The 14,726-nt window shown below is 41.2% G+C and carries 17 protein-coding genes; 14 read left to right on the top strand and 3 right to left on the bottom strand.

From position 1 onward, the window contains the following. The first annotated feature begins 231 nt into the window (after positions 1 to 231). Complete coding sequence (gene rsmD / locus LQ188_RS17275) at positions 232 to 807, top strand: 16S rRNA (guanine(966)-N(2))-methyltransferase RsmD (RefSeq protein WP_034313946.1); 576 nt, start codon at positions 232 to 234, stop codon at positions 805 to 807. Continuing rightward, the gene (gene coaD / locus LQ188_RS17270; RefSeq protein WP_098865200.1) at positions 808 to 1,299 is read left to right on the top strand and encodes a pantetheine-phosphate adenylyltransferase; all 492 of its coding nucleotides are present in this window, start codon (positions 808 to 810) and stop codon (positions 1,297 to 1,299) included. 41 nt (positions 1,300 to 1,340) lie between these two features. On the opposite strand, the gene ylbJ is transcribed toward coaD, so the two are convergent. Then, positions 1,341 to 2,558 (bottom strand): sporulation integral membrane protein YlbJ, encoded by a 1,218-nt coding sequence (gene ylbJ, locus LQ188_RS17265; RefSeq protein ID WP_230177565.1) that lies wholly within the window; start codon positions 2,556 to 2,558, stop codon positions 1,341 to 1,343. 309 nt (positions 2,559 to 2,867) lie between these two features. On the opposite strand from ylbJ, the gene LQ188_RS17260 reads away from it, so the two are divergent. After that, positions 2,868 to 3,665, top strand: coding sequence for a patatin-like phospholipase family protein (locus LQ188_RS17260; RefSeq protein WP_101224567.1), 798 nt, complete (start codon positions 2,868 to 2,870; stop codon positions 3,663 to 3,665). After that, on the top strand, positions 3,655 to 4,680 hold the full coding sequence (locus tag LQ188_RS17255; protein WP_230177563.1) for a SepM family pheromone-processing serine protease: 1,026 nt from the start codon (positions 3,655 to 3,657) through the stop codon (positions 4,678 to 4,680). The genes LQ188_RS17260 and LQ188_RS17255 overlap by 11 nt, the downstream gene beginning before the upstream one ends. A gap of 79 nt (positions 4,681 to 4,759) precedes the next feature. Here the strand turns inward: LQ188_RS17255 and LQ188_RS17250 are convergent, their stop codons facing one another. After that, positions 4,760 to 5,965, bottom strand: coding sequence for a nucleotidyltransferase (locus LQ188_RS17250; protein WP_230177562.1), 1,206 nt, complete (start codon positions 5,963 to 5,965; stop codon positions 4,760 to 4,762). A 219-nt stretch (positions 5,966 to 6,184) separates the two neighbouring features. Here LQ188_RS17250 and LQ188_RS17245 point away from each other — a divergent pair, with 219 nt between their 5' ends. From LQ188_RS17245 to LQ188_RS17230, 4 genes are all read left to right on the top strand, one after another. Then, on the top strand, positions 6,185 to 6,706 hold the full coding sequence (locus LQ188_RS17245; protein ID WP_098371093.1) for a DUF177 domain-containing protein: 522 nt from the start codon (positions 6,185 to 6,187) through the stop codon (positions 6,704 to 6,706). A 65-nt stretch (positions 6,707 to 6,771) separates the two neighbouring features. Continuing rightward, entirely contained in the window at positions 6,772 to 6,945 is a 174-nt protein-coding gene (gene rpmF / locus LQ188_RS17240) for a 50S ribosomal protein L32 (protein ID WP_034313929.1), read from the top strand. Positions 6,946 to 7,015: 70 nt separating this feature from the next. After that, positions 7,016 to 7,858, top strand: coding sequence for an enoyl-CoA hydratase/isomerase family protein (locus tag LQ188_RS17235; protein WP_230177560.1), 843 nt, complete (start codon positions 7,016 to 7,018; stop codon positions 7,856 to 7,858). Between the two features lie 79 nt (positions 7,859 to 7,937). Beyond that, a complete protein-coding gene (locus LQ188_RS17230; protein ID WP_230177558.1) occupies positions 7,938 to 8,558 on the top strand; it encodes an RsfA family transcriptional regulator in 621 nt (206 codons plus the stop codon). Between the two features lie 43 nt (positions 8,559 to 8,601). On the opposite strand, the gene LQ188_RS17225 is transcribed toward LQ188_RS17230, so the two are convergent. Then, positions 8,602 to 9,090: an N-acetyltransferase gene (locus LQ188_RS17225; RefSeq protein WP_101224571.1), complete on the bottom strand. Its 489-nt coding sequence runs from the start codon at positions 9,088 to 9,090 to the stop codon at positions 8,602 to 8,604. Between the two features lie 467 nt (positions 9,091 to 9,557). Here LQ188_RS17225 and LQ188_RS17220 point away from each other — a divergent pair, with 467 nt between their 5' ends. The 6 genes from LQ188_RS17220 to ftsL all read left to right on the top strand — a co-directional run bounded on the left by LQ188_RS17220 (position 9,558) and on the right by ftsL (position 14,725). Then, positions 9,558 to 10,442 (top strand): 2-dehydropantoate 2-reductase, encoded by an 885-nt coding sequence (locus LQ188_RS17220; protein ID WP_230177557.1) that lies wholly within the window; start codon positions 9,558 to 9,560, stop codon positions 10,440 to 10,442. Positions 10,443 to 10,446: 4 nt separating this feature from the next. Next, the gene (locus LQ188_RS17215; protein ID WP_101224573.1) at positions 10,447 to 10,839 is read left to right on the top strand and encodes a DUF3397 domain-containing protein; all 393 of its coding nucleotides are present in this window, start codon (positions 10,447 to 10,449) and stop codon (positions 10,837 to 10,839) included. 109 nt (positions 10,840 to 10,948) lie between these two features. Beyond that, complete coding sequence (gene bshC / locus LQ188_RS17210; protein ID WP_230177556.1) at positions 10,949 to 12,577, top strand: bacillithiol biosynthesis cysteine-adding enzyme BshC; 1,629 nt, start codon at positions 10,949 to 10,951, stop codon at positions 12,575 to 12,577. Positions 12,578 to 12,920: 343 nt separating this feature from the next. Further along, positions 12,921 to 13,352, top strand: a complete 432-nt coding sequence (mraZ, locus tag LQ188_RS17205) for a division/cell wall cluster transcriptional repressor MraZ (RefSeq protein ID WP_034313914.1) — start codon at positions 12,921 to 12,923, stop codon at positions 13,350 to 13,352. A 52-nt stretch (positions 13,353 to 13,404) separates the two neighbouring features. Further along, positions 13,405 to 14,337 carry a 16S rRNA (cytosine(1402)-N(4))-methyltransferase RsmH gene (rsmH, locus tag LQ188_RS17200; protein WP_101224575.1) on the top strand — a complete coding sequence of 311 codons (933 nt, stop codon included), beginning with the start codon at positions 13,405 to 13,407 and terminating at the stop codon, positions 14,335 to 14,337. A 31-nt stretch (positions 14,338 to 14,368) separates the two neighbouring features. Continuing rightward, positions 14,369 to 14,725 carry a cell division protein FtsL gene (gene ftsL, locus LQ188_RS17195; protein ID WP_101224576.1) on the top strand — a complete coding sequence of 119 codons (357 nt, stop codon included), beginning with the start codon at positions 14,369 to 14,371 and terminating at the stop codon, positions 14,723 to 14,725. The last annotated feature ends 1 nt before the right edge of the window (position 14,726 follow it).

Genomic DNA, 14,726 nt, shown 5'->3' with positions numbered 1-14,726 from the left:
CTCCGCGGTTGGCAACAACACCTAAAAAGGAATGTTGTTATTCACATTATTGCCAAAAACCACATTATTATTCAAAATGTAAAAGATTTATAATAAGAATCCATGGTCCAAAATGATACGTTGATTTTCATCTTGGAAATGAAGCCAAATGGGTTTAAATATTGGCTAGCTTTTTCTAATATGTTAGGATAGGAAAGTAACAGAAATTTGTCATAAAATGTGGTGAGGATTATGAGGGTCGTTTCCGGAATTTGCAAAGGAAGACCACTTAAGGCTGTACCGGGTACAGGAACCCGGCCGACTACTGATAAAGTCAAGGAATCCATTTTCAATATGATTGGTCCTTATTTCGAAGGAGGGCTAGTCCTCGACTTGTTTGCCGGGAGCGGTGGACTGGGAATTGAAGCGTTAAGCAGAGGCATGGATAAAGCCATATTTGTCGACCGGGATTTTAAAGCAAATCAAACGGTTAAGGCCAATTTGGAACTATGCAAGTTTTCAGACCGTGCAGAAGTTTATAAAAATGATTCAGAGCGTGCACTGAAGGCTTTGGTGAAAAGGGAAATGACTTTTGAATTGATTTTTCTTGATCCACCTTATAAGAAACAAAAGCTAGTCGAGATTCTTGAAGAAATACATAAATACCGATTGCTGAACGATATGGGATACATTGTTTGTGAGCATGGCCATGATGTTACATTGCCAGAAAAAGTTGGTGACTTTACCGTTAAGAGAAAAGAAGTTTATGGCGTCATTGCCGTTACGATTTATCAATGGGGAAATGTACACGAACAGGGGGAACTATGAATGTCCAAAATAGCGATTTGTCCGGGGAGTTTTGATCCAATAACATTTGGTCATCTTGATATCATTCAAAGGGGAGCGAATGTTTTTGATGAGGTATATGTGGTCATCGTGAACAATTCAGCGAAAAATTCACTTTTTACAGTGGAGGAGAGACTGGAATTGATTACTGAGGCGACTGCCCATATGCCGAATGTTAAAGTGGATTTCTATCAGGGATTGACGGTCGACTATGCTGAAAGCGTTTCCGCGAATGCCATTATCAGGGGATTGAGGGCGACTTCCGACTTTGAATATGAAATGCAGGGAACTTCGATGAACCGATTCCTAAACAATAAAATAGAGTCATTCTTTATCATGACGAAAAATCAATATTCTTTCTTGAGTTCAAGTATCGTAAAAGAGGTAGCGAAGTATGGTGGAGATATCTCCGAACTAGTGCCAAACGTCGTCCAGAAAGCCCTGGCCAAAAAGTACGAGGAACTGAAAGGATAGAAAAAAGAGCATTGCCTACGCGCAATGCTCTTTTTTTTGGTTTAAGAAAGGCCTTTGAATAGCCTTTTGGTAAATATGATGATGTATAGGATCAAGAACAAGAGTGTTAAAATGGGGCCGAAATCAAGCATGTTCTGATATAGGGAATTCACGTGTTCACCGGATCCGCTGACTGGGAATGCGTTTAACGGGCTGCCGCTGTACATATTGCCTTTATAGAATGGCTCCCAAAGCAAGATGGTAATAATGGATGCCAAAAGGCCATGTGCTATCCTAGCAAGAAAAAAGGGAGTGAAACGAATGTCTGTTGCGGCTATGATGCTGGCAACCTGCGCTTGAATGCTGAAACCGTTGAAAGCTAAGATGAAACTAGTCATCACAGTTTGCTGAAAGAGTGTCGCATCTTCGACCGTACTGGTTAATTTTGAACCAAGAGTCATTTCGAACATGCCTGATATGAAGGGGAGGCTTAAGGAATCCGGGAAATTAAAAATATGTAAAATTCCTCCGACCCACGATGCTAGCAATCCGGTAATGTTCATGTGAAATAAAAGCTTGTTCACCACCGAAAAGAGAATGATGAATCCCCCGATCATTAATAGGGTTTGGATGGATGAAAGTACCGCATCTCCAAGTAAACTGCCAAATGGTCTTGTTTCTTTTATTCTGGTTTGATGCATTTGGCTAAAAGCTTGTCTTATGGAGGGGAGCTTGGTCATTACTTTAGTATGCGATTTTTCTTCTTTCCAACGGTAAAAACGCATGATGATGCCTACACAAAAATTTCCTAGGTAGTGGGAAAGTGCAAGGATGATCCCTAAATGAGGATTGTGGAAAAACCCTACGGCAACGGCAACGAACAAGAACAATGGATTAGATGAATTAGTAAAACAAACGAGTCTTTCGGCTTCAATGCGTGTCAATTGTTCTTCCTGACGAAGCCTCACGGTGTATTTCGCTCCAGCTGGAAATCCTGATGCAAGTCCCATCGCCCAAACGAAACCGCCCACTCCTGGTACACGGAATAAGGGACGCATAAATGGTTCTAGCATGACACCAATGAACCTGACAACCCCAAAACTGATTAATAACTCCGAGAAAATCAAGAAAGGTAGAAGCGAAGGAAACACAATTGTCCACCAAATATTGAGTCCGCCTTTGGAAGCTTCAAAGGATTCTTGGGGGAAGATGATCAAGCCAACTGCCATCATCGTGACGGAGGTAGCTAACAGTACTGTTTTAGATTTTGATTTTAGCAAAATTCAGCCTCCTCTTGAAGGTTACTAAATAAGGGCAGTTCGTTTCGTATATAATAAAATATGAACTTCCTTTTCTCGAAAAGTAAGCGCATGATGAAATGTGGATTGTTCCGACATGTATAAATGAGGATGTCCCTCACAATGGAATTTCAATGAAACCCTGCACTTTATTGGCTGGCATAGTTTATATCTGCCATGCTTGTTTCACTGTCAATATAAATAATATGCTTCTATAAATCCGTTTAAGACCATAACTTTGAATGAGTGTTATTTCAATATTTTGAACTAGTTATAGCGGGAGGGATATCTTTGTCGAAACCAAAAGTCGGGCTTGCACTTGGGTCAGGAGGAGCTAGGGGGTTTGCACATATTGGCGTGATAAAGGTATTACAGCAAGAAGGCATTCCGATAGATATGATTGCTGGAAGCAGCATGGGAGCTATGGTTGCAGCCTTTTATGGAGCGGGTTCGGATATCGAGAGGCTGTATAAGTTGTCCCGTGCATTTAAGCGAAAGTATTATTTAGACTTCACCATACCTAAAATGGGCTTCATTTCGGGTAAACGGACAAAGGATTTAATCAGGGTATTTACATATGGCAAGAAATTTGAAGAACTTGATATTCCTGTGGCGGTCGTCGCCACTGATATAAAAACTGGGGAAAAAGTCATTTTTCAGGAAGGCCCAATCGCACCGGCTGTAAGGGCAAGCATTTCCATTCCCGGCATTTTCATTCCCGAAAAAATCGGAAACAGACTGCTTGTTGATGGCGGCGTTGTTGACAGGGTTCCTGTTTCAGTCGTGAAGGATATGGGAGCAGACATCATAATTGGTGTGGATGTAGCCCACGTGAAACAGGATATGGAGATAAACTCCATCTATGATGTAATCATGCAAAGCCTCGATATCCTGCAAATGGAACTTGTTAAAAGCAGGGAGTTTGCTTCAGACGTCATGATACGCCCCAGGGTTGAGAAATACAGCTCTAAATCATTTACAAACGTTCAGGAAATAATTAGTATTGGAGAAGAAGCTGCAAGAGGTAAGATAGATCAAATTAAGCAGTGTATTGTTACTTGGAAGGAGTCCTTTGAAGATGAGCCGTAAAATATATGTACGCACTTTCCTGGTGGTGGCTATACTTCTCATAGCATCAGCCCTTTATTCCCTACCTTTTTATGTATCAAAACCAGGAATGGCTAAAGAATTGGAGCCAATCATTGAGGTATCCGGAGGAGATGAAGCAAAAGGAAGCTTTATGTTAACCACTGTAAGGATGGGCCGGGCGAATATATATTCCTACATGCTGGCGAAATGGAGCAAATATCAGGAGCTTTATCCGGAAACCTCCATTCGAAGCGAAGATGAAACAGATGAAGAATATAATATCAGGCAGCTGCACTTAATGGATGGTTCTAAAAATAATGCCATTCAGATCGCATATGAAAAAGCAGGGAAAGAAGTCGATTACGAGTACCTGGGTGTATATGTTTTGGACGTGCTAAAAGGAATGCCGGCAGCTAAAGAACTGAAAGCGGGCGATCAAATCATACAGGTCGATGACGTTAAATTCAAGTCTGCACAGGAATTCATGGACTACATTAACGGAAAAAAGGCTGGAGATGAAGTGAAAATAGTGTATAAGCGGGAAGAGACGGAGAAAACGGCCGTTCTTTCATTGCAGCCTTTTAAAAATGACCCAAATAGGGTCGGAATAGGCATTTCGCTGGATGACAATCGAAAAGTGATCACAAAACCGGCGATTGCCATAGATTCAGAACAAATAGGCGGTCCTTCGGCTGGTTTAATGTTTTCATTGGAGATTTATAATCAATTAACAAAAGGCGATCTTACAAGTGGCTATGACATAGCGGGTACGGGAACGATGTCTGATGATGGGACAGTCGGTCCAATTGGCGGAATTCAACAGAAAATAGTTGCAGCCGATAAATCTGGAGCGGAAATATTCTTTGCCCCAAATGAAAACGGAGCAGCAGGTTCGAATTATGAAGATGCACTCATTGCAGCAAAGGATATCGACACGGATATGAAGATCGTACCGGTTGACAACTTTGATGATGCAATAGCCTATTTAACGAAGCTGAAAGGAAAGGAAAAATGAAAAAAAGCGCAGGCAGTCAACTACTGTTTGCGCTTTTTTTTTACTATTAAGGATGGAAGGGCCAAGCTTAAACCTTTCTTCATTTGAAAATGATGGGGGATTCATATTCCCGTTTCATCAAGGCAGCCTGATACGGTTCGGACAAGCCAAGTGCATACACCTGTGCCGCTCGCAAGTCCGTATCGATGTCCTGCTTCTGATAGGACGAAAGTTTAGAGATGAGCGGGAGGGGTAAGCCTTTTTTTACAGTGCGAAGGTATTCTTGTCCCCGGCCATTCATGCCAAGAAGTCTGATATAGGCTGGTTGTTCATTGTGAATCATCTGTTCTTTTAATGTATGGGTCAGTATGTGGACGCACATCCGCTGTAGTCGTGTCCATGTGTAGCGTTTTGTCTTCAGATCTGCCATGAATCCAGAAAAGCTCGAAGATTGTTTGGCCATCTCCTTTATTCGGTGTTCTATGCCTTCCTCGATTTCGTATATCCCTGCCAATTCGATTAAAGAGGAAGAAAGGATTCGGTATTTCAAAAGGGGCCAATACATTTCCCAGTCATGCAAGGCTTGGTAGCGCGTTAAATATTGCTCAAGACCATACATTGTCGGCTGAGGAATATAACTGGAAACAGGATTTAATTCCCTGTGTTCATGAATGGCTTTACGTATCCCCGTTGCGCTGGCAATAGGGTCTTTGGACAACTTTGTTTCATGGTATCCGGCAGCGACCCTTTGAATCGTATAAGGGCGGATGGAGTAGCCATTTGATAGGGCAGCACTTACATATTCCTTTCCAAGAATATTATTTGGCTTCGTCAAATCCAATGCCGCCTCATCATTGATGATCGAACGATAAGCCTGGGCAGCACTGGCCGGATAACTATTACCGGCATCCATAGCCGATTTAATTGCAGCATCGAATGCATCGGAATTATCCGAAAGAATTCTGTGTGCGGTGATGAATGGTTCAATTCGGCCATCCTCGCTTCCGAAGCAAAAGGATTCACAGCCAAGGGATTCCAAAAGGGAAATAGATCCTTTTGCAAATATCTCCGCCTTCTGTGTCGCGAAAGCATAGGGAAGTTCAATGACAAGATCTATGCCGCCATTCAAGGCCATTTCGGCACGGGTCCACTTGCTGACGATAGCGGGCTCGCCGCGCTGTAAAAAGGGCCCGCTCATGACAGCCACCACTACATCTGCCCCTGTTTTTTCTCTACTTTCTCTTGCATGTAAAACATGTCCATTATGAAAAGGGTTATATTCGACTACTAAACCGCAAGCTTTCATTTGATCACCTCAGAGAAAAACTTTGTATTTTATCAACTTAGTGCTAAAATAGTATTTCAAGTAAAATAACTATAAGTATTCGTCCGGATTTTTTTGTTTGTAATGATTCTTAAACCTAGACAATCAGTTAGGATGACTACATTATAGTGTAAAGAAAAAATATTGACAAACTTATAATTGAAAGCTATAATTATTTTTGTTGCCTTGAGGTGATTTCAATTGAAATGGACGATTAGTCAACTTCAAAAAATTCGGGACAAAGATTTACGGTTTGATGAACTGGTGGATGTCTTGGACATTAGAGAAAGAGACCCGCAAATTCGCGATGTTTCTCCGATCAGAGTAGCAGGAAGAGCTGATATCAGCTCGACCGAGATTACTTTTCACTTGCATCTTTCAGGTGAATTAACATTACCTTGCTCCCGTACACTGGTAGACGTTAAATATCCGATTGATATTGATACAAAGGAAACCTTTCTTTTAAAGGCAGATGGCGCCGATTTCTACGGAGACGATGTCACTGTTGTGGAAGGTGACGTTGTAGACTTAATACCGGTAATTAAAGAAAATTTATTGCTAGAAATTCCGATGCAGGTTTTTTGTGAGGATGTCGATTCGAATGAAGCTGCTCCTCAATCCGGAAAAGACTGGGCTGTTATTTCTGAAGAGGAAAATGAGCATAAGGTTGATCCGAGATTTGCAAAGCTTGCCGACTTTTTTGACAACAATAAAGAATCTTGATTGGAACGAAAAATCGTTAATCCGATTTTTCCAGCTTTTTTATATTTTTTAAGGAGGTGGGAATAATGGCTGTACCTTTTAGAAGAACGTCGAAAACTGTAAAAAGAAAACGTCGTACACACTTCAAGCTTCAAGTACCTGGTATGGTAGAATGCCCGAGCTGTGGTGGAATGACTCTTTCACATCACGTTTGTAAAGAATGTGGAACATATAAAGGAAAAGAAGTTGTCGCAAAATAATTTCTTGACCTACTTGAGAGCTTTGCTTTCTTGATGCAACACGCTAATCAAAGCGCAGGGATTTTTCTCTGTGCTTTTTTTACAAATATATTTGGCAGAATATTTTGAATCATCTATGTTTGCCGATGGTTTCGGAGATGGTGTTTACGTGGATCAAGTAATTAATGTTGAAAAGGATGAACGCGGTTTCATGAAGCTCCTGTTTAATAGACCGGAGAAAAGGAACGCCGTGAATTATCAATTGATGGACGAACTCGAGTCGATATTGTCAGAAGCTGCATGCGATGATGAAGTTAAGTTGCTGGTCCTGACAGGGGCGGGCTCCGAGGCATTCTGTTCAGGCGGGGATCTAAGGGAATTTCAGGATTTGCGTACAGAAGAAGAGGCCTTTGCTATGTTATCGAAAATGGGTGAAATTCTATATAAACTAGCAGTTTTCCCAAAACCAACAATAGCGCTCATCAATGGAAGTGCTTTAGGCGGTGGATGCGAAATTGCGACTGCTTGTGATTTCAGATTAGCAAAGAGGGAAGTTAAGCTGGGGTTTGTACAAGGTACTCTGGGAATAACGACAGGCTGGGGCGGAGCTTCACTTTTACTTGAAAAAATATCAGGGCAAAAAGCGCTAAAGCTATTATTGGATGCAAAAATACATAAAGCCGAGGAAGCAAAGGAATTGGGTTTCGTAGATGAGATAGTCGGAGAAGGTGCGGATGGATGGGAAAGGTTCGCAGAAGATTTTCTTCGCCATGAGACAGGGGTATTGATGGCCTATAAGCGATTGCTGGTCCATAAATGGCAGGGTAGCGGGCTTAGAGGGAGAATGGATGCGGAAATCCGGGAATGTTCTAAACTGTGGGCGAGTGATGAGCATCACGCTGCAGTCGATCGTTTTTTAAATAAGAAAAAATAAATATTACACGCTCTATATATCTTCTATCTTCCCTAGCATGTGCATATTATGAATTAAAACTTGCTAAGGAGGTAGAGAGATGACGATTGCGAGACAAGATGCATGGACTCATGATGAGGATCTGTTGTTGGCTGAAGTGGTGCTAAGGCATATACGAGAAGGCAGTACACAATTAAAGGCGTTTGAAGAAGTGGGGAAACAGCTATCGAGAACATCTGCTGCTTGTGGGTTCCGTTGGAACTCATTTGTAAGGAAGCAATATAAATCAGGGATAGAGCTGGCGAAAAAACAAAGGAAAGAACAGGTGGTCAATAATCCTGAAATGGAAAGGGATTCGGTAGCGGCGGTGGAAAATGTCACGATTGAAGAAAAGCCCCCCCGGCATGAAGATAAAGAATCTATCACCCTTCAGGAAGTTATATTATATTTAACCAAAATGGATGAATTCTTTCAGGTTGATAATAAGGAAAAAGAACGGATTTCTGAGCGGTCCCTATTTCTTGAACAGGAAAATGTCCGATTGCTGGAAGAGAATGCTTTGCTCCAAGAAAACCTGAAAGCTGTTGAGGAAGATTATCGTGCGTTAATGCAGATCATGGAGCGTGCAAGAAAGCTTAGTGTACAAGAGGACGAAAAGACGAATCCGAAGGTAAGTTTCCAAATGGATAAGAATGGTAATTTGGAAAGGGTCAATAAATGAAAAATGCGGGTGGGAAAATCCGCCCGCATTTTTCTTGGTATTCCTATTCCTGCGTATCTATTTCTTTTTTATCTTGTATGTCAAATGGGCTCCAAATCAGCGGGTTTTCTCCAAGGTCCCTGTCCAAATCATAGGAAACAGCAGAAAAGCCCATCTTTTTCCAAAAGTCTTGTGAATGAACTCTTGGGTTGGTTTTGATAGGCATGTTCAGGCTTTTGGCGAATTCAACCAAAGCTCTTCCATAACCTTTTTTCTGATAGTTAGGCAGGACTTCAAGTTTCCAGAGAACAAGGAAGTCCCTAGAATTGTCAAAGTACCGGTCAAATTTAGCGCTTCTTTTATACAGGCTCATGCGGGCTACAAGTTTGTCGCCATAAAAGATTCCGTAAAAAGGTGATTGGCTGTCATTTTCAATGATGTTAGCCTCTAAATCATCGAGCATGGACAGTTCCTGTATCCCGTATTCTTTGAATTTTTTGAATTCCTCAAGCGTTTTAAAATTTACAAGTAATCGTTCAACCTTGTATTCCATAAAAAAGCTCCCCCTTAATTCTGATAAACCTCTTCCGATAGTACCCTTTGAAAGTCATCCCACTGACCTTTACCATGTGGAATTCCAGCTTAGGTTATATCTAGTATGACATCATCGATTTATCCTAGCTGATAAATGCTTATAGCCTTTTATCCCCCGCCCTTTTCCCTTCAAAATTCGTGGGTAGAGATTGGAGTTATCTTTTGTTCCTATAAAGTCTTCAAAATGGCTAAGCTTTTCGTATCTAATATACCATTAAATTAACGCTTAAAGAAGAGAATATATCTTCAATGGCTTATTAATAATTCTTTCCATTGATATTTTATGGCGAGCCTTGTTGATGGCGGGTAAACTCCATGCAATCAGGTTGACGGCGTTTCCAAAGTTGTTGATGTGAAATTGATGCAGGATAAAAAAGATAATGTGATAAAATAGTAAATATATTTCAAAAAGTAAGGAAGGGTATTATGAGAATTGGAATCATTGGGGGAGGGGCCATCGGGCTGCTGTTTGCGTCTCATTTAAGTGAGAAACATAGTGTGACTCTCTATACTCATACTGCGGATCAGGCGTCCATCATCCAACGTGATGGAATCCGCCTTATTGCGGGTGGTGAAAGCCGGCTGCTGACAAGCATCATTTCTATGGGTCTGGATGAAGGGATATCGGATGTGGATTTTCTTATATTGGCCGTCAAGCAATATCACCTGCCGCAAATATTGCCTAGAATCAAAGGTATTCAGGTTCCATTGCTATTCTTGCAGAATGGCTATGGGCATATTTCTTATTTGAAGCAGCTTCAATCCCCGAGCATATATGTGGGGGTAGTGGAGCATGGGGCATTGAAACATGACGGGAATACCGTCGAGCATACAGGGCTCGGCATAACAAGGATCGCTTCCTTTAAAGGGGAACTTGAGCAACTATCGTTAGTGGATGAAAGGATCGATCATTTTCCTTTTGCGAAGAGTGAGGATTTTCACTCGATGCTGATGGATAAGCTTGTCGTCAATGCAGTGATAAATCCATTAACAGCGATACTTGGCGTGGAAAATGGAGGTTTGATCACCAATCCTTTTTATTACCAATTGTTTCAAGACCTTTTTGAAGAAGTTTCCGGTATTTTGGAAGTTCAAAATAAGGATGAGTCATTCGAAAATGTGAGGTCCGTTTGTATGGCAACAGCTGGAAATCGATCATCGATGCTAAAAGATTTAGAAAATGGCCGTCAAACGGAAATTGATGCCATTTTGGGTCATATCCTCTCGGAGGCAAAGAGCAAAGGGAAAAGTTATTGCCTGACGTCTTCTCTATATAAGATGGTCAAAGGAAAAGAGTCTCAGGGGGGATGAGGATGTGCCGTACGTAGTTTCAAACCTTGCCGCGATATTTATTACCTTGCCTTTCGCAGGGTATATACTTTTTTTTATTAGTGCCAAACAATTCACTGGGAACCATAGGCGCTCCGTTCAATTTGCAATGGACATGAGTACGCTGCTGTTCGTACTATCCGTCCATTATTTGATCATTACGATTTGGGATAAGCAAATTCTTTGGGTGATCATGCTCATCATGATCGTTAACGCATTCTTGGTGGTCCTTGTCCATTACAAGGTAAAAGAAGAAATCATTTTCCATAAGGTATTAAAGGGTTTTTGGAGAGTGAACTTCGCCTTCTTTTTTGTGGCTTACCTTCTATTATTTTCCATTGGTATAATAACAAGTATTACGAAGATATTGACTACATAACATAGAACATCGCATCAATTTTCTGCTGCTGGGCAACTTCTTTTGTTTTCTTAAACCGGAATGTTATACTCTAAAAAGAATTGTAGTTGCAGAGAAAGGGAGAACAGAAATGGAGATGAAAGATCTCGCGTTACCATCTTTAAACCGTTTTGCATCGGACTATTTACAAAACCGTCTTGAAACGGAGGATTATTTTCACTATGACTTAGCAAAGCCTGACATTTATCACAATAGATATAGTGAATTGATGAACCGCTCTTTTTCACGTGATGAATTGTCGGATTACATACAACAATACATGTCTCGTCTTTCATTCAGTGAGGCAGTTAATGGGAATATTGAAAGGTTGCGCAGGGATGATTCCGTGGTTGTGATTGGAGGACAGCAGGCTGGGTTATTATCAGGGCCGCTGTATACCATTCATAAAGTGATTTCGATCATTAAGCTTGCGGAAGAACAGGAAAAAGAATTGGGGCAGCCAGTCATTCCGGTTTTTTGGATAGCTGGAGAAGATCATGATTTAGCTGAAGTCAATCATGTTTATGTCATGAAAAATGGTAAACCCGATAAAAAAACCTATCCTTCCTATCAACCGTATAAAACAATGGTTTCTGACGTGGAGCTGGAAACGGAAAAGGCAGAGAAATGGCTTGAGGAAATCATTGAAACATATGGGGAAACGGCCTTTACGAATAAACTCCTGATTGATATGAAGGAAACCATTAAGCAATCGAATACCTTCGTCGAATTCTTCGCCAGGCTGATTCATGAATGGTTCAAAGAATATGGACTTTTACTAGTCGATGCCGGAGATCCGGAATTAAGGCGAATTGAGAAGGCATATTTTGAATCGATGGTCAATGAAAGTGGACGGATTGCTGAAATGGTCGAGGAACAGCAATCATTCATGCATGCGAAAGGGTATGCAAAAATGATTGAAATGGATAAACAGGCTGCTAATTTATTTTATTATGATCCAGAAAAAAAAGATCGATGTTTACTCGAGCGTGTAGAAGGCGGTTTCAGCGGAAAAAACGGTGAGGTATCATTTACCGAGCTGGAACTCTTGCAGATAGCCAAAAACCATCCGGAACGATTAAGCAACAATGTCATTACACGCCCGCTTATGCAGGAAATGCTTTTCCCTGTATTGGCTTTCGTTTCGGGGCCAGGGGAAATAGCTTATTGGGCCGAATTGAAAAAGGTATTTGAGTTGTTTTCCATGAAGATGCCGCCAATCATTCCTAGGTTAAACATCACGCTGGTGGAGCGCAGTATCCATAGCGATCTTGAAGAAATGGAACTCAGTTTGGAAACTGTTCTGACTGAAGGAACCGCTAATGCGGTGAAAAGTTACCTTGATTCCGTAAAGGATGAGACGATTGACAATCTGTTTGGGACGCTGAAATCGCAGCTTGAAGAGAACCATGAAAAGCTATTTGTCCATGCTGTCTCTTTAGATAGAGGACTTGAGCCGATGTTGAACAAAAACATCGAATTCATCCAAAAGCAATTGAATTTCATGTATGGCAAAATCGGTGACCGTACAAAGGAACGGCATTCGGTCATATTGAAGAAATATGAACGGATAGCAAATTCACTTTACCCTCTTGAATCACCCCAGGAGCGGATTTGGAATGTGTTTTATTACTTGAATCAATATGGGCCAGAGTTCGTTCGGGATATGATGAAACTGGAATACCGGTTCAATAATCAGCATAAATTGATTTTCATTTAGAAAATCATCCGTTTTGGGGAAAAGTGGCGGACTAATCATTTTTTTAATGGGTTGCGACTTACCAATCCTGACGGAGGGATTAAAAAGTAAAAAAAAGACAGGTGCTAAAGCCTGTCTTTTTTTTTGTTTCCTGGGCACTTGTCCGGTAGTCCTTCGACAGTAATAGAGGGTCTGCGTCTTAGTCTGAGTCCATTCGAGGGAAACGCGCGGTTCTTTGAATAATTTGCCTAAATAAACTTAAGAAGAAAAGAAGGGAATTTTTACTTGGAAGGAGAAAGTAAAAACAAGTGGAGAAAGGTGGGGGAATGTGGTACATTGAGATTAGAATGTGGGGGTAGTGGGTATGTTCATGGGAGAGTACCATCATAACATCGATATTAAGGGCCGTTTGATAGTCCCGGTGAAATTCAGGGAAAATCTCGGGGAGCAATTTGTTCTTACCCGCGGACTCGATCAATGTTTATTTGGTTATCCTATGGAAGAGTGGAAGCTGCTTGAAGAAAAGCTGAAAGCCCTGCCCTTAACAAAAAAAGATGCCCGAGCCTTTACCCGTTTTTTCTTTTCTGCAGCTACAGAATGCGAAATTGATAAACAAGGGCGAATTAATATCCCCACGCCGCTTACTTCATATGGCCAATTGGAAAAAGAATGTGTAATTCTTGGTGTTACCAATCGTATTGAGATTTGGAGCAAATCCCTTTGGGAAAACTATTTTTCAGCTTCGGAGGATTCTTTCGCTGAGATAGCAGAAAATATGATTGGCTTTGATATTTAAGGCTGCCCTCAGAAATAGAGTCACTCAATAACCGATTGGAAGGATGTCTAGCATGTTTCAACATACAACAGTGTTATTAAAAGAGACGGTTGATGGATTGAACATCAAACCTGATGGAATTTATGTGGATTGTACTTTAGGAGGAGCCGGTCACAGCGAATACTTGCTTTCACAGCTCTCTGATAAAGGCAGGCTTTATGCTTTTGATCAGGACGAAACGGCAATTCGGAATGCTAAGGAAAAATTGGAAAGCTATGGCGAACGTATTGTTCTTGTTCCTAATAATTTTAAATACTTAAAAGAAGAGTTGAATGCCCGGGGAATCGAGAAAGTGGACGGGATCCTTTATGATTTAGGCGTGTCATCCCCACAATTGGATACACCAGAGCGTGGTTTCAGCTATAACCATGATGCACCCTTGGATATGAGGATGGACCAAAGTGCTGCCATTTCTGCCTATGATGTCGTGAATACTTGGTCATTCCATGATTTACTGAGAATTTTCTTCCAATATGGAGAAGAAAAGTTTTCGAAACAAATTGCCAGGAAAATTGAAGCGGCACGTGAAATAAAGCCGATTGAAACGACGTTCGAGCTTGTGGAGTTAATAAAGGATGGGATACCGGCACCGGCAAGACGTAAAGGCGGACACCCTGCGAAACGAGTGTTCCAAGCAATAAGAATCGCTGTGAATGACGAACTTGGTGTTTTTGAAGACTCCTTGGAGCAGGCCATATCGCTTTTGGATAAAGAGGGAAGAATATCTGTCATTACATTTCATTCTCTTGAAGATAGAATTTGTAAAACGGTATTTAAAAAGGCCAGTAGCATTCCTGACCTTCCGCCTGGACTTCCAGTTATCCCGGATGAATTCAAGCCAACCATGAAAATAATTACGAGAAAACCGATTTTACCTTCGGAAGAAGAATTGGAAGGGAATAATCGTTCCCGGTCGGCCAAGCTAAGAATCGCCGAAAAGCAATAATTACAGAAAAAAACAGTAAGGGGGAACATTAATGAGTTCCATAGCCAAAAAAATACAAGAACAGCAATATGAAGACCAACAGCAGCAACAGACACATCAAACGGTGGTCATCCGTAAAGCGAAGATATCCATTGGTGAAGTTTTCTTACTATGTGCCCTTGCTATAATGGTTACCTTCATGGGAGTGAAAATTGTCTCAAATCAAGCGGCCATCTATGAAACGAATAAAGAGATCCAGCTAGTGGAAACGTCGATTGAAGAACAGGGTAAAGTGAATGATGATTTGAAAGTGCAGGTTGCTGAACTTAGTACATACGAAAGAATTTGGAAAAAAGCTGCAGCGCTAGGGTTCAAGTTAAATGAGAATAATGTGAAGGGTGTGCAGTGAT

The sequence above is a fragment of the Peribacillus sp. Bi134 genome (genome assembly GCF_918698065.1).
GTDB lineage: Bacteria > Bacillota > Bacilli > Bacillales > DSM-1321 > Peribacillus.
This window is presented reverse-complemented; position numbering and strand designations above follow the sequence as displayed.